Annotated in this window: 16 protein-coding genes, 2 tRNA genes, 1 other RNA gene and 1 pseudogene; 4 read left to right on the top strand and 16 right to left on the bottom strand. The window is 42.8% G+C overall.

All coding sequences use genetic code 11. The features are described from left to right. Positions 1-110: 110 nt before the first annotated feature. The 5 genes and pseudogenes from AB5213_RS07765 to AB5213_RS07745 form a co-directional block, all read right to left on the bottom strand. A complete protein-coding gene (locus AB5213_RS07765) occupies positions 111-674 on the bottom strand; it encodes a manganese efflux pump MntP family protein (protein ID WP_368276569.1) in 564 nt (187 codons plus the stop codon). A gap of 441 nt (positions 675-1,115) precedes the next feature. Continuing rightward, the gene (locus AB5213_RS07760; protein WP_195255717.1) at positions 1,116-2,798 is read right to left on the bottom strand and encodes a phospho-sugar mutase; all 1,683 of its coding nucleotides are present in this window, start codon (positions 2,796-2,798) and stop codon (positions 1,116-1,118) included. Positions 2,799-2,929: 131 nt separating this feature from the next. Beyond that, positions 2,930-3,082, bottom strand: a pseudogene (locus AB5213_RS07755) (NADAR domain-containing protein); the annotation flags it as partial. Positions 3,083-3,179: 97 nt separating this feature from the next. Beyond that, positions 3,180-3,746, bottom strand: a complete 567-nt coding sequence (locus AB5213_RS07750) for a chromate transporter (protein ID WP_368276568.1) — start codon at positions 3,744-3,746, stop codon at positions 3,180-3,182. Continuing rightward, positions 3,743-4,309 carry a chromate transporter gene (locus tag AB5213_RS07745; protein WP_368276567.1) on the bottom strand — a complete coding sequence of 189 codons (567 nt, stop codon included), beginning with the start codon at positions 4,307-4,309 and terminating at the stop codon, positions 3,743-3,745. Before AB5213_RS07745 ends, AB5213_RS07750 begins: the two co-directional genes overlap by 4 nt. Positions 4,310-4,490: 181 nt before the next feature. Between AB5213_RS07745 and AB5213_RS07740 the strand changes: the two genes are divergently transcribed. Beyond that, positions 4,491-5,132, top strand: a complete 642-nt coding sequence (locus AB5213_RS07740) for a GDSL-type esterase/lipase family protein (RefSeq protein ID WP_270223630.1) — start codon at positions 4,491-4,493, stop codon at positions 5,130-5,132. A gap of 35 nt (positions 5,133-5,167) precedes the next feature. Here the strand turns inward: AB5213_RS07740 and AB5213_RS07735 are convergent, their stop codons facing one another. Both AB5213_RS07735 and AB5213_RS07730 read right to left on the bottom strand, forming a co-directional pair. Further along, the gene (locus AB5213_RS07735; RefSeq protein WP_055261784.1) at positions 5,168-5,503 is read right to left on the bottom strand and encodes a hypothetical protein; all 336 of its coding nucleotides are present in this window, start codon (positions 5,501-5,503) and stop codon (positions 5,168-5,170) included. Between the two features lie 13 nt (positions 5,504-5,516). After that, positions 5,517-5,924, bottom strand: coding sequence for a helix-turn-helix domain-containing protein (locus tag AB5213_RS07730; protein WP_368276566.1), 408 nt, complete (start codon positions 5,922-5,924; stop codon positions 5,517-5,519). 213 nt (positions 5,925-6,137) lie between these two features. On the opposite strand from AB5213_RS07730, the gene AB5213_RS07725 reads away from it, so the two are divergent. After that, the gene (locus tag AB5213_RS07725; protein ID WP_055261782.1) at positions 6,138-6,833 is read left to right on the top strand and encodes a PolC-type DNA polymerase III; all 696 of its coding nucleotides are present in this window, start codon (positions 6,138-6,140) and stop codon (positions 6,831-6,833) included. 152 nt (positions 6,834-6,985) lie between these two features. Here AB5213_RS07725 and AB5213_RS07720 read toward each other — a convergent pair whose 3' ends face one another. The 4 genes from AB5213_RS07720 to AB5213_RS07705 all read right to left on the bottom strand — a co-directional run bounded on the left by AB5213_RS07720 (position 6,986) and on the right by AB5213_RS07705 (position 8,444). Then, positions 6,986-7,327 carry a VOC family protein gene (locus AB5213_RS07720; protein ID WP_022220136.1) on the bottom strand — a complete coding sequence of 114 codons (342 nt, stop codon included), beginning with the start codon at positions 7,325-7,327 and terminating at the stop codon, positions 6,986-6,988. A gap of 270 nt (positions 7,328-7,597) precedes the next feature. Further along, a tRNA-Met gene (locus AB5213_RS07715) sits at positions 7,598-7,671 on the bottom strand. 27 nt (positions 7,672-7,698) lie between these two features. Continuing rightward, positions 7,699-7,771 (bottom strand) — tRNA-Val (locus AB5213_RS07710). A 130-nt stretch (positions 7,772-7,901) separates the two neighbouring features. After that, entirely contained in the window at positions 7,902-8,444 is a 543-nt protein-coding gene (locus tag AB5213_RS07705) for a GNAT family N-acetyltransferase (protein ID WP_173825388.1), read from the bottom strand. Between the two features lie 313 nt (positions 8,445-8,757). Between AB5213_RS07705 and AB5213_RS07700 the strand changes: the two genes are divergently transcribed. Next, the gene (locus tag AB5213_RS07700; protein ID WP_368276565.1) at positions 8,758-10,032 is read left to right on the top strand and encodes a double-cubane-cluster-containing anaerobic reductase; all 1,275 of its coding nucleotides are present in this window, start codon (positions 8,758-8,760) and stop codon (positions 10,030-10,032) included. Position 10,033: 1 nt separating this feature from the next. Further along, positions 10,034-10,312 carry a DUF3343 domain-containing protein gene (locus AB5213_RS07695; protein WP_055156326.1) on the top strand — a complete coding sequence of 93 codons (279 nt, stop codon included), beginning with the start codon at positions 10,034-10,036 and terminating at the stop codon, positions 10,310-10,312. Positions 10,313-10,417: 105 nt separating this feature from the next. Here the strand turns inward: AB5213_RS07695 and ssrA are convergent. From ssrA to secG, 5 genes are all read right to left on the bottom strand, one after another. Further along, positions 10,418-10,763: a transfer-messenger RNA gene (ssrA, locus tag AB5213_RS07690) on the bottom strand. A 155-nt stretch (positions 10,764-10,918) separates the two neighbouring features. After that, positions 10,919-11,521, bottom strand: a complete 603-nt coding sequence (locus tag AB5213_RS07685; protein WP_055261818.1) for an ECF transporter S component — start codon at positions 11,519-11,521, stop codon at positions 10,919-10,921. Positions 11,522-11,655: 134 nt separating this feature from the next. Beyond that, complete coding sequence (smpB, locus tag AB5213_RS07680; RefSeq protein WP_055156322.1) at positions 11,656-12,129, bottom strand: SsrA-binding protein SmpB; 474 nt, start codon at positions 12,127-12,129, stop codon at positions 11,656-11,658. After that, positions 12,122-14,272, bottom strand: a complete 2,151-nt coding sequence (gene rnr, locus AB5213_RS07675; protein WP_368276564.1) for a ribonuclease R — start codon at positions 14,270-14,272, stop codon at positions 12,122-12,124. The genes smpB and rnr overlap by 8 nt, the downstream gene beginning before the upstream one ends. Positions 14,273-14,343: 71 nt before the next feature. Continuing rightward, complete coding sequence (gene secG / locus AB5213_RS07670) at positions 14,344-14,586, bottom strand: preprotein translocase subunit SecG (protein ID WP_008372776.1); 243 nt, start codon at positions 14,584-14,586, stop codon at positions 14,344-14,346. Positions 14,587-14,675 lie beyond the last annotated feature (89 nt).

The following is a 14,675-nucleotide window of genomic DNA, read 5'->3' as shown; positions in this document are numbered from 1 at the left end:
CTCTCACGGGCTCCTTTTATCACTTTATTTCTAATTATACACCAGAATAGCAGATAATTGTGTTCTTTATGTGAAAGAAGAACAACAGGATCGTAGTTTCGTATTTATTTTTATCCCAAAAAGCCAAGATGCTCTAACAAAATCTTCAGACCAAGCAGAATAAGGATGATCCCACCGACAATTTCGGCTTTGTTCTTATAGCGGGCTCCAAAGACATTACCAATCTTTACTCCGGCAAAGGAAATAATGAAGGTCACGATTCCGATAAAACAGACCGCCGGAATAATATTTACCTTAAGAAATGCAAAGGTAATTCCTATAGCGAGTGCATCAATGCTGGTTGCTACTGCGAGAAGGAACATGGTCTTCACATTCAGGCTTGCATCGGCTTCCTCTTCGTCATTGTCCAATGCTTCGTGAATCATATTTCCACCAATCAGCGCAAGTAATACAAATGCGATCCAGTGATCTATAGAAGCAATGGCTTCCTGGAACTGCGCTCCTAAAACATAACCAATTGCCGGCATCAATGCCTGAAATCCGCCAAACCATAAGCCAACAATAGCCGCCTTTTTGAAAGTGCACTTCGGCATAGCAAGTCCTTTACAGACAGAAACTGCAAATGCATCCATGGACAGCCCTACTGCAATCAAAAACAATTCAATTAAACCCATAATTTTTCTCCTTTTTAAAGCTAATCATCTTATCCAATGTGAAAATAATTGTCTGCGGCAATGCTTTGCCTGCACTTGGCTCATCGTATATAATCGAGCAGGCTGACTCCTACTCGATTTGTATACTTTGTACACCATCTCGCTTAACAGCTTGATGATGTACATTCGCCAAATGCAGATACTTGTGCAAGCACAAATCTGCACTTGGCTCATCGTATGCACAAAAAAAGACTTATTCGTAGCATAAAATACTACGAATAAGTCTCATTATTTAAAGCTATGCCAGACAGCCATTGCTGTCAGTATGTTGACAAAGCTACGTCATCGCGCCAACTACTCCCTTATCGATAAAAATTATTATATCGGCCAGGTTCTTTTCTGTCAAGCCTGATTCTCTGCAAATTCAGATCAGACTCATTCTCCAAAATCAGCTTTTGACTGCTACGCCATGATCGGCTTTAACGCTTCTGCGAATTTGTCTTTCTTTGCCTGTGCTTCTTCCAGATCTTTTCCAAGTGTTGTGTAATAGATCTTAATCTTCGGCTCTGTTCCTGAAGGACGAACAATAACAGTCTCGCCATCTTCCAGTTTGTAGATCAGTACATTCGCAGAAGGAAGTCCGGTTTCTTCCGGTTTGGTGTAATCTGTAACAGATGCAACTTTGATTCCGGCTACTTCTGTGAGTGGATTCTTACGAAGATTTTCCATGATACCTGCCATCTTGTCCATTCCGCTAAGTCCCGGGAATTCAAAGCTGTCTACTTTGTTCAGATAACGTCCGTACTGCGCGTAGATTTCTTCCAGTCTCTGCTTCAGTGAGCTTCCGATGCTTCTGTAGTAAGCTGCCATTTCGCAGATCAGCATAGATCCGATAACAGCATCTTTATCACGTACATACGGTCCTGCAAGGTATCCGTAGCTCTCTTCAAATCCAAAGATGAAACGGTCTACTTCTCCGGCTTCTTCAAGCTGTGCGATCTGGTCACCGATCCACTTGAATCCGGTAAGTACGCTTCTGAGTTCTACACCGTAATGCTCTGCAACTGCATCTGCAAGCGGAGTAGATACGATTGATTTTACAGCAACTGCTTTCTCAGGCATGGTTCCTTTTTCAATACGTCCTGCGCAGATGTAATCGAGAAGCAGAACACCGACTTCGTTACCACTTACCAGTTCGTAAGAACCATCCGGGCACTTCATTGCAATACCTACACGGTCTGCATCCGGATCTGTTGCAAGCATCAGATCTGCATCTGTCTCTTTTGCAAGGTTAAGTCCAAGCTCCAGAGCTGCAAAAATTTCCGGGTTCGGATAACTGCAGGTCGTGAAGTATCCGTTTGGATATTCCTGTTCTGGAACGATTGTGATATCTGTGATTCCGATGTCTTTTAATACCTGTGTTACCGGAACAAGTCCTGAACCATTGAGTGGGCTGTATACCAGCTTCAGTCCTGCTGTCTTGCAAAGTCCCGGTCTTACCTGACGTGATTCGATTGCTTCATAAAGTGCCTTCTTGCAGTCATCTCCTACAAAACGAATCAGCCCTTTTTCTACACCTTCTGCGAAAGATATGTATTTTGCACCTGTGAGGACATCTGTCTTCTGGATCTCAGCATATACGATTGCTGCTGCATCATCTGTCATCTGGCATCCGTCCGGTCCATATGCTTTATAACCATTGTATTTTGCCGGGTTGTGGGATGCAGTTACCATAACACCTGCATTGCAGTTATAATAACGTGTCGCAAATGAAAGTGCCGGCACCGGCATCAGCGCGTCATAGATTCTGACATTGATTCCGTTTGCTGCCAGAACACCTGCTGCTGTCTTTGCAAATACATCACTCTTCAGACGGCTGTCGTAGCTGATTGCCACAGTCTGTGTGCCACCCTGTGTCTTAACCCAGTTCGCCAGTCCCTGTGTTGCCTGACGTACTACATAAATATTCATACGATTCGTTCCTGCTCCGAGAACTCCACGAAGTCCGGCTGTTCCAAACTTCAGAGCTACAGCGAAACGATCTTTTATCTCTTCGTCATTTCCTTCAATTCTCGCTAATTCCGGACTCAGATCGGCATCTTCCAGATCTGCTTCCAGCCAACGTTTGTACTCTTCCTGATACATCTTGACCACTCCCTACTATAATTTGTTCTTATTTTTGTACATTTTGACAAAAATATACTTTAAATATACCATATCTTTTACTAACCCGCAATGATTTGGGTAAGAAAAGTCCGTTAAAACATTCTTCATTTTCATCTTCCTCCATAACTAAATTGTTCTCTCACCATCATCAAAGCATATCCAAGTAAGTTCTGACCTTTCCACTTATCCAGATCAAATCTGTTCTCGTCTTTCATGGATAACCCAATTCCCCATATCTGATCTTTTACCGCACATTCTGATAAATACCAATTCCTAAATATCCATTTTCTTCATCTGGATTATGAAAACAAATAATCTCCATCAATCTTCACCCAACCTTTCACTACAATCATACCAGATTTATATCTTTCCTGCCACCGCAACAAACACTTTCATCACCCCGGCCAGCAACATCACCCAGATTGGATTCATCTTCACCTTCCTGAGCAAGATCACACATACCACAAATATTCCAACCATCAGCCAACTGGTATCAGATATCACCATTTTCCCGGAAACTCCCCAGAATGCTGTCTGCAAAATGGAAATTCCCGCCGATCCGATCAGTGCGACCACCGCCGGTCTGATCCCTCCAAGTATTCCCTGCAGCATGTCCATTTCCCGGTATTTTAGGTACAATTTTGCAATGATCGTCACGATAATGCAAGATGGTGTGATATATCCAAGTGTAGCCACAACCGCTCCCGGCATTCCGGTCAGTTTCATCCCAACAAAGGTTGCTGCATTGATCGCAATCGGTCCCGGAGTCATCTGGGAAATGGTGATCAGATCCGTAAATTCCGTCATGCTGAGCCAGTGATGCACATTTACGACCTGCCCCTGGATCAGTGGAAGTGCCGCATATCCACCTCCAAAGCTGAACAAGCTGATCTGAAAAAAGCTTAAAAATAATTGTATATACATCATACTCTTTTCCTCCATCTGTTCCAGATTGTCCGGATTACACCAAAAACTCCACTTGCAATCACAATATAAATCACATTGATTCCCAATACACAGGCTGCTATAAAGGCTGCAATCATAACAATCGTTGCCACATTATCTTTCTTTTTTATAATTCCACATCCCATTTCATAAGTGACCGAGGCAATCACAGCTCCGACACCTGCCTGCATCCCTTCCAGCATCTGACTCACCAGATAATTATCCCGAAATGCATGATAAAAAGCAGAGATCAAAGAAATGATCACAAACGGTGGAATAATCGTTCCAATAATTGCAACCAGTGTTCCTGTAAGGCCGGCAAGCTTATACCCAACCACGATTGCCCCATTTACCGCAATCGGTCCCGGTGCTGACTGCGCGATTGCCACCAGATCCAGCATTTCATTTTCTTCAATCCAATGATAATCATCCACAAACTTTTTCTTCATCAGCGTAACGATCACATAACCGCCGCCAAATGTAAATGCACTTAGATATAATGTAGATAGAAAAAGTTTAACCAACACTTCTCTTTTATTCTTCATAATTTTTATCCTCCACCCATTAGTATATCTTTGCTTTATACAGATGTAAATTAAAATCCAGGTAAATTTCAAAACCTTTCCGAAACCTTTCCAATACAATTTTACCTCTTGACTTTTCCAACAATCTCATTTATCATATATAACATATCAATTTAGTAGGTTTATAAAGGAGTGACACAGAATGAACATCTTATGCTTTGGCGACTCAAACACATATGGCTACAAACCGGACGGAACCGGCAGATTTGACACCGACACCCGATGGACCAGTCTGCTTCAGAAGAAGCTGGGTGCTGACCACCGTGTGATCGAAGAAGGTCTTTGTGGAAGAACCACTGTATTTCAGGATGATCTTCGTGAGGGACGTCGTGGACTTGATCTGATCGGTGTCACGATGGAAATGCATAACCCCATCGATCTCCTTATCGTTATGCTCGGAACCAACGACTGCAAAACAAGATACAATGCGTCCGCAGGAACCATTGCCAAAGGATTGGCTCAAGTCATCCAAAAAGCCCGAAAAAACGCTTCCCAGCCTTTTGATCTCCTCGTCATTTCACCGATTCATCTGGGTGAAGGTGTTGGCGATCCTGGCTTTGATCCGGAATTTGATGAAAAATCCGTAGAAGTTTCAAAAAAGCTTGCTGAAGAATATCACAAAGTGGCACTTCTGCATCATGCAGCATTTCTGGATGCCTCCGCATTTGCATCTCCAAGCACCACAGATCGCGAGCATCTGGATGCAGCCGGTCACGCTGCACTTGCTAATGCAATCTATGAAAAAGTTATCGATATGCAAAAAGAACTGGAAAAAGCGGTATAGATTTTTAACGTCTATACCGCTCTTCGTATTCTTCATTAAATATAAATCCGCATGATATTGATCACAAATCCAATCGCCCCAAGTGTCATAAACACAAGCGCAGCTCCTGCTGCCTTTTTTCTTGTTTCAATCTTTTCCTGATCTTCGATGCTCATATTCTGGACCGGATATTTTCTTCTACCGATCAGATAAAGAATCAGTCCACTTGAATTATTTCCATTCATCGCCCAAAATCCCCAGAATTTCGGGTGCTTTAAGCCTCTTGCTTTTGCATCTGATACCGTCATCTGATAAATCTGCCATGCGGTGCAGATTGCTCCTACCAACGCAATTGCTCCGCTTGCTACTGCTGCTATTTGATTCCATCCCATAATAATCTGCCTCCTAAATCCGTTTGATAATCTGATAAAGCAATGCCGATGAACTCATGATTACCACACAAAATACAATTACCAGATAATAGGTTCCTTCCGGCAACAGCATGTTCAGCGCAATCAACAGTATCATCAGTATAATATTTAAAAGAATTGCTCCAGTCAGTTTTTTGTTGCTTTTTACAACATTTGTACTCTCTTCCAGATGTTCTGCCATCTTCTGATCTCCTTTCAACAGTTCATCAAGACTTACGGAATATAGTTCACTAAGTGCAATGACACTGATAATATCTGGATACGATTTTTCATTTTCCCAATTGGAAATAGTCTGGCGGGAAACATCGATTTTCTCTGCAGCCTTCTCCTGGGTAAGCCCGGCTTCTATCCGTGCATTTTTTAGTTTCTTCCCTATTTCCATAATTCCTGTTTCTTCCTTTCACGGACATCATTCCATATAGAACACCAAAAGTCTATCAAACATCTTTTACAAATGGCATTTTTGCCTGTCAAAATTCTTTTACACCGGCAAATATACCTGTATCTTACCATCCGGAGAGATTTGTATCAAGAAAACTATGGCACTTTCTCCTCGCATCTGTTAAAATAGGATTTCAGAAACGGAGGTTTTGAAATGCTAAAATCCTATGTCTGTTTTGACCTGGAAACAACCGGGCTTGACCCACTATATAATGAAATTATTGAAATCGGAGCACTGAAAGTCCGTGACGGAAAGGTTGCCGAACGTTTTATGGAATTCATTCATCCACAGGAAGAGATTTCCCCGATGATCACGAATCTCACCGGCATTACGAATGAAATGGTTGCAAATGCCAGACCTGCCGATGCTGTGATCAGTGATTTTCTTGAATTCTGTGAAGATGATGTCCTGATCGGCCACAATGTAGGCTTTGATTACAGCTTCATGAAATCAGGTGCTTCCAATTTAGGACTTACTTTTGAAAAATTTGGAATCGACACATTTAAGATCGCCCAGCGCACCTTAAAATCACTTCCCTCCAAAAGTCTCTCCAGTCTGTGTGAATACTACCAGATTGAAAATAAAGCTGCGCACCGCGCCTACTATGATGCGCTTGCCACAGCAAAACTGTATCAGACATTGGCACACTATTTCGAAAATGAGGATCCTTCTCTTTTCAAGCCACAGCAGCTTACATACAAAATAAAAAAAGTGCAGCCTGCCACAGCAAAACAGGTTGCACTTTTACAGAGACTGTGCAGCCAGAAGAAAAAAGTACCGGAATGGAATCCGGATACGATCACGCGCAGTGAAGCATCTCGGCTGATTGACACTTTATTAAAGGCATAAGCAAAAAGATAGAATACGTCTTAAAGAATCTCCTTTCTTATAAACGTACTCTATCTTTTTCTTATCTCAGAAAGATCTGCCCCGTCAAATATAATTCCTTACTGATCTTTCGCATATTGTTTCACCTGCCCGAAAATAATCTCTTCCGGATCTTACTTATTTACTTTCCAGTTTTCCAGAAGTTTTAATTCTATTTTCGTTCCATTCGGCAATGAAAACCAGTGGTCATTGATTTCTTTTACCGGATAGACTTTAATCTTTTCCATTGTCTCTTCCACAGAATCTACAGCAATTGAAATATGGTCGTAACCATTTTCTCCTTCTGTATCGATTTCTTCCCTTTCACAGAGCTGGATTCCTTCTTCGTACCAGCATTTTCTTTCCGGCTTTTCACCGATTTCTCTCCACATATGCATTTCAAATACATCTTCAAAGAATTTCTGCGCATCCTCATAAGACGCCGTTCTAATTGCTGCATGATCGATCTTTGCCATGTTCTATGTCCTCCTGTTTTTCGCAATTTGTGTTCCATTTTAGGATAATTCATTTTGTGAGAGGGTGCAAGGAAAATAATGGCATGAGGGAATAGATAAAAGTTATTTGACGAATAAGGCTGTGACACCAGTCTTCATGCAACTGACGTTCAAGGTTATTGGTTGTGGGGATATTCGTTATTGTATATGTAGAAGTTCTAAGACGTTAGATAATGTAAAACTTTCTGCTATGTAAAAAAAGAAGCCCTCACACAAGGACTCCTTCGTAAGTAGCGGGAACTGGATTTGAACCAGCGACACCGCGGGTATGAACCGCGTGCTCTAGCCAACTGAGCTATCCCGCCATATGAAATTTACAACTTATGTTGTAGTGGGACCAATAGGGCTCGAACCTATGACCCTCTGCTTGTAAGGCAGATGCTCTCCCAGCTGAGCTATGATCCCTCATCACATTTATGCGACTTGTTTAGTCTACTATTATTTTCTACAAATGTCAATACTTTTTTTAGTTTTTTTACAGATTTTCTCTTTTTCCGTCAGCATATCTCCCCCTTACTTCCTGCTTTCCAGACCATTACCTGTAGATTTCTTCCCAATGCTCTTTTGTCATAACATTCGTATGCTCGACCCGCACCTCATGTAAAAGCGGCACAGGAACTTCATTACAGGTATGATGATAAACAAATCCCAGCTTTTCCTGCACTCTTTTTGATTTCAGATTGCCATCATAATAAGCACACCAGATTGTTGTCATGCCAAGATCTTCAAATCCATGTCTCAATAACTCTCTGGAAGCTTCCGGCATATAGCCTCTTCCCCAGAATGGCTGTCCAAGCCAATATCCAAGCTCGCACTCATCGTCACGCTTTGTTTTATTCGTGTATCCATTCAGTTTCAGTTCCACAGCACCTATCGCAATATTCTTTTCCTTTTCACAGATTGCGTAGCACTCTGCTCCATCAAATACATTTTTGATGACAGCTCTGCTTTCCTCCACACTCTTATGCGGCGGCCATCCTGCAGCAGGTCCGATCTCCGGATCTTTTGCATATTCAAACAGACTCTCCGCATCTTCCTCTGTCCATTTTCTCAATATTAATCTTTCGGTCTCCAGCATACTCTTCCACCTCAGTCTTTATATTTTAATTTTTAATAAATTTGTTTTCTTCAATTTCTATTCTATACGTTAATCTGTTGTCTCAGTATATCATAAGGATTTTATAGTTTCAACATTCCACATTTGCATGGTTATACGTAAAACGTATTTCAATAATTCATTTTTTCTATATATCGTCCTATTTATAGTTATTTTACACATTTCACCATATGCATTGACTAACTCATTCGTCATTTTGTACAATATTTTATATGGATAGCGACAAAATATATGAATACTAACAAATCGTCATTGTATAAAAGGAGGAAATGAAATGGCTGATTATGAAAAAATGTGGGAAGACCTTGGGATGGATGTCAAAAATCATGACAATCTCTGTCAGGTTCTTCCGACAGCAGTTGGGGATGTATTTATGACACAGGAAAACCGTCCGAAAGCAATGGATTTCTGGGATATGGTCATTGCTGAGGTTCACGGTATCCGCCCGGCTGAATTACTTGAAGAGCAGAAAAAAGGACGTAAAGTATTCGGAACATTCTGCGTTTATGTACCGGATGAAGTAATCATCGCTGCAAATGGTATCGTAACCGGACTTTGCGGCGGTTCCCAGTTCTGGGTTCCGGACGGCGAAAAAGTCCTTCCGAAAAATGTCTGTCCGCTTGTAAAAGCTTCTGTAGGAGCAAGACTTGGACGCACCTGCCCATTCTTCCGTATCGCAGATATGTATATCGGGGAAACTACCTGCGACGGCAAGAAGAAAGCTTACGAAATCCTTGGAAAAGACGTTCCAATGCATATTATGGACGTTCCACAGATGAAGCGTGAAAAAGATATTATCAAATGGAAAGAAGAAATTACAGATTTTGCAAAGATTGTAGAAGAATTTACCGGAAACAAAATCACACCGGAAAACCTTGCGGAAGCGATCAATATCTGCAATGAGAAACGTAAAGCTCTTCAGAGAGTTTATGACTGCAGAAAATCAAAATGTCTGCCGATTTCCGGACGAGATGCTCTGCTCATGACCCAGATTTCCTTCTTCGATGATCCGGTACGCTGCGCCCAGATGTGTAACCGTCTGGCTGACGAACTGGAACAACGAATCAAGGATGGTGTATCTGTTGTACCAGAAGGCACAAAACGTATCCTGATCACAGGAACGCCTCTTGCAGTTCCGAACTGGAAATTACATAACATCATCGAGACAAGCGGCGCTGCTGTTGTCTGCGAAGAGATGTGTACAGGAACAAGATATTTTGAAAATCTTGTAGACGAATCCGGTGAAACACTGGATGAACAGTTCATGAATCTGTCCAAACGTTACATGAAGACAAACTGTGCATGCTTCACACCAAATACGGGACGTATCGACGATATTCTCCGTATGGTCGACGAATATCAGGTGGACGGCGTCATCGACTGCAGTCTGATGTTCTGCTGCCTGTACGACACAGAAAAACTTGCAGTTTCTGAAGCACTGAAGGCGAAAAATATTCCGGTACTCTCTCTGGAAACAGATTACACCGATAAAGATGCTGAACAGCTTCGTACAAGAATCGGAGCATTTGTGGAGATGCTGAATCAGTAAAATGGAAGAAAAAAATAAACATATCCGCTATTATATTCTCTTTGACAATCACACACAGGGCATGATGCTCCATGAGCTTCTGGATAAGCAAGGCCTTCCTAACCGTATTGCACCTGCCCCGCGTGACACTGACGGCAAAGCTGCCTGCGGAATGGCGCTTCTGATCCATCCGGATGACATTGATGCCGTCAGGACATGCATCGAAGAGAATCATGCCGAATATGTAAACATCGTTCCATTGGAAAATCAGTTGCAGAAAAAGAGAGACCGATATTGTTAAATGCAGAGTATATGATAAATGAGGAGAGAGCAAAAAGCTCTCTCCTCATTTTGACTCATCATATTCAAAAACCGCTGAATCATCTCATTTTCAGCGGTTTTACAGGTATGGACCTGAGGGGAATCGAACCCCTGTCCGAAAGCTCTTCCATAAAGGCATCTCCCATCACAGTCATTCTTTTGACATTTCCTCCATAAGCCGCCGAACAACAGGCTGCTTACTTTAGTAGCTTCATAAATTCTTCCATTCCCTCAAAGCTTTGGAAACGAAGTGCCTCATCTGGTCGAAGCCGGTTACTTAAGCGATGAGAGACTCAAGGCCGACTGCTGCAACTAGGCAGCGTACGCTAAATTTTCGTCTGCGTTTATATTTAGTTGGAACTTTTAACGTAGTGTCCCGCTACGGATGGCTTCCTTGACTTCCGTGCCCCCGTCGAAACCAGTACAAGCCCTGGTTCTTGGAAGCCGTATCATCAAAAATACGCTTCTGCAAACAAGATCCGTTCAGAAGTCAACCTTCTGCCCTCCCATTTGCTCTATATATTATATGCGGACATCCAAGCTCATGTCAAGGCATCTCCGCATATAATTTACTCAATCTGTCATTTTACGCTTCTTTTGTCTTCCCCACTTTCAGCATTCCGCTCTTTGCAAGTGCCGGTCGCAGTGCATTGTAGATGATCACTACAACGATTGTAGAAAGGATTGCATTTACAAAGGTAGCAGCTGCGCTCCATTTTGCAAGAACCTCTGCCATCTGCTGCGGCTGTCCCAGAATGTACTGTTTGTAAAAGTATCCGACGATCGGATCTGCAATGACATTAAATGCAAGTCCGGCTACAGATGCCAGCAGGCTCCATTTGAAAATGTATTTCTTATCGGTACTTTCATTGATCTTTGCGATCTTATGCGCTACAAGTCCTGTGATCAGTCCGATGCAGAGCTTCAGGATAAATGTCTTCGGTGCTCCGGTAATATAGATCGGATCCATCACATCCGCGATTCCCATTCCGATCGCTCCTGCAAGTCCGCCGTACCAGCCGCCCAAAAGAAGTGCGGCAAGCACACAAAACGCATTTCCAAGATGGATTGATGTTGCATCTCCTCCCGGCATCGGTATTTTAATCTGCAGATACGTAAAGATTACGTAGCAAAGTGCAGCAAACAGCGCTGTCTGTGCAATTTTCATAACGGTTGAATTTGTTTTCATAGTCTGTCCCATCCTTTCTTATTCCTTGTGAAACACTATAGTACATTGATTCATCAGGTTATTGAACATTGTACCGCGTCACTGTCTCTGTAAAAATATACAATTTTCACTTTTTTCAAGGGGACAGTTTTGTTTTATCCGAAATTGCGGATCTTGAATTCTCTTTCTGCCTCACGCTTCTGGTCTTTTTTCGCGATATCATCACGCTTATCGTATAGTTTTTTACCTTTTGCCAGTCCGATCTCTACTTTGACAAGACTCTTGCTGAAATACACCTTCAGTGGCACGATCGCCATTCCTTTTTCCTTTGTCTTACCGATCAGTTTGTTAATCTCCGATTTGTGAAGAAGGAGCTTTCTCACACGCAGAGGATCTTTATTGAAAATATTTCCCTTTTCGTATGGGCTGATATGCATTCCATAGATGAACACTTCCCCATCCTCAATACGGATAAAGGATTCTTTGATGCTGCATTTTCCCATGCGGAGGGATTTTACTTCCGTACCTGCAAGTGCAATTCCCGCCTCATAAGTATCCAGGATAAAATAGTCATGATACGCCTTTTTATTGTTCGCAATCATCTTGCCCTGCGCTTTTGCCTTAGCCATCTTCTCTCTCCTCTTTTCTTTCCTTTACAAGTCTAAAATCAATGGTTCTTGATATCTCATCACAATCGATCATCTTCACACGCACCTTCTGCCCCAGCTTGTAGGTCTTTCTGTGATGGGAACCGATCATCTGATAATGTTCTTCGTCGTAATCATAATGATCGTCCGTCATATTGGTAACATGCACCAGACCTTCTACGGTATTCGGAAGCTCTACATAGATTCCCCACTTCGTGATACCCGAAATAACTCCTTCAAATTCCTGTCCGAAGAAATTCCGCATATACTGTACCTTCTTCAGCTTCAGCGTCTCTCTCTCTGCCTCATCCGCACGGCGCTCTAAGGAGCTTGTCTCCATCGCCACCTCCGGCAGGATTTTTTCATAATGATGCCTCTTTGCATCGTTCATCCTGCCTCGAAGATTATCTTTGATGATCCGGTGGATCTGCAGATCCGGATAGCGCCGGATCGGTGAAGTAAAATGCGTATAATACTGGGTCGCAAGTCCGAAATGTCCGTCATTATCCGGCGAATATCTCGCCTGCTTCATCGAACGGAGTGCAAGCCTTGAGATCATGACTTCTTCCGGAGTCCCCTCGATCTTATCCAGAAGCTTCTGGACTTCCTTTGGACGGATCTCCTGTCCTCCCTGCATATGCATGGTATATCCGAAATTCTGCAAAAATGTCACAAGTTTCTTCATCTTATCATCATCCGGTGTTTCATGCACACGGTATAAGAATGGAATCTCCTGCCAGAAATAATCCTCTGCAACCGTCTCATTTGCAACAAGCATAAAATCCTCGATGATCTTCGTTGCCACGTTGCGGTCGTAAGCCTTAATATCCACCGGCTCACCGCTTTCATTTAAAATAATCTTTGCCTCCGGAAAATCAAAGTCGATTGCCCCTCTTCTGTGGCGTCTTTCTCTCAAAATGTGTGACAGTTCTTTCATCAGTTCAAACATCGGGATCAGATCATGATATCGTTCGCATTCTGCCTCATCCCGATCCTCAAGAATCTTTTTCACACTGGTATAGCTCATGCGTTCATCCACATTTACCACAGTTTCTGCAATCTGGTGATCGACTACATTTCCCTTCACATCAATGGTCATGATACAGCTCAGTGCCAGCCGGTCCTCGCCTGCGTTTAATGAACACATTCCATTAGACAGAACTCTTGGCAGCATCGGGATCACACGGTCTGCCAGATAGACACTGGTACCTCTTTTCAGTGCTTCCCGGTCAAGAGCGCTGTTCTCCTGCACATAATTGGTCACATCAGCGATATGCACGCCCAGAATATAACGGTCTCCCTCTTTTGTCAGAGTGATCGCATCATCCAGATCCTTCGCATCCTCGCCGTCGATCGTCACGGTCTGCCAGCTCCGCACGTCCTTACGTCCTGCCATATCAGCGGTCGTCACTGCCTTTGCCACACGCTCTGCCTGATTCAGTACCTTCTCCGGAAATTCGGTTGGCAGATCATATCCTTTGACAATCGACAAAATATCAACTCCCGGATCGGTCACATGCCCCAGGATCTCTACAATCTTTCCTTCCGGCTTCTTTCCATTCTCCCCATAAGAGGTCAGCTCTACCACAACCTTATGCCCGGTCACAGCTCCTTTAGAGCGCTCTGCCGGTACGAAGATATCCTGCAGGAAACGCTCATTATCCGGCACAACGAATCCGAAATTCTTCCGGCTCTGATAATAGCCGACGATCCGCTGGGTTCCCCTCTGTACGATTTTCGTGATCTTTCCTTCTCTTCGCTTTCCTTCCGGTGCTTTGGTGATGACAACCTCTACCTCATCTCCCTGCATGGCACCGTTCATATCATCTTCTGAGATAAAGATATCTTCGCTCTCACCTTCCACAGTGACAAAGCCGAAGCCTCTCGCGTTTGCCTGGAACATTCCACGCAGCTGCTTTGCCTCACCTTTGATGTATTTTCCTTTCTGTGTGACATGTACCTTGCCTTCTTTTTCCAGGCTGTCCATGACAGCTTTGAGTTCCCCTTTCTGATCTTTCGGGACCTGAAGCAGCATCGACAACTCTTTCAGCTTCATCGGCACATAAAATTCGTCACAGATAAATTCATAAATAATTATCTTTCTTTTTTCAAATAATTCGTCCATCTCTTCTCCTGTCAAAAAAGGAACACCCTATAGATACTATAGAGTGTTCCTCATCTTCTTTCAATCATTCGTTATGCAAAAACTTTCAGGTTCAGGACTGCTGCAAGTACAATAAACAGAATTGCTAAAAACTTGGTAGACTTAACAAGTGCGCCTTCCATAGAACGTCCTTTGTTCTGTCCCCAATAAGAATCTGCCATACCTGCGATTGTCCCAAGACCTGCTGACTTACCTTCCTGCATCAATACGATTACTGTCAATGCGATACAATCTATTGCAAATAAAATTAAAAGTACTGTTTTTAAAATTTCCATTACTAATCACACCTCCTGATGGTTAAACCACTCATGTATTTTACCATAAATCTACTTCCGATTCAAGCAGATTTCATGGATTTCAGTCT

The organism is Coprococcus sp. RTP21204st1_G4_RTP21204_210225 (assembly GCF_040915385.1).
Classification (GTDB): Bacteria; Bacillota; Clostridia; order Lachnospirales; family Lachnospiraceae; genus Allocoprococcus; species Allocoprococcus comes.
Note: the sequence above shows the minus strand (reverse complement) of the source record. Positions and strands in the feature narration are given on the sequence as shown.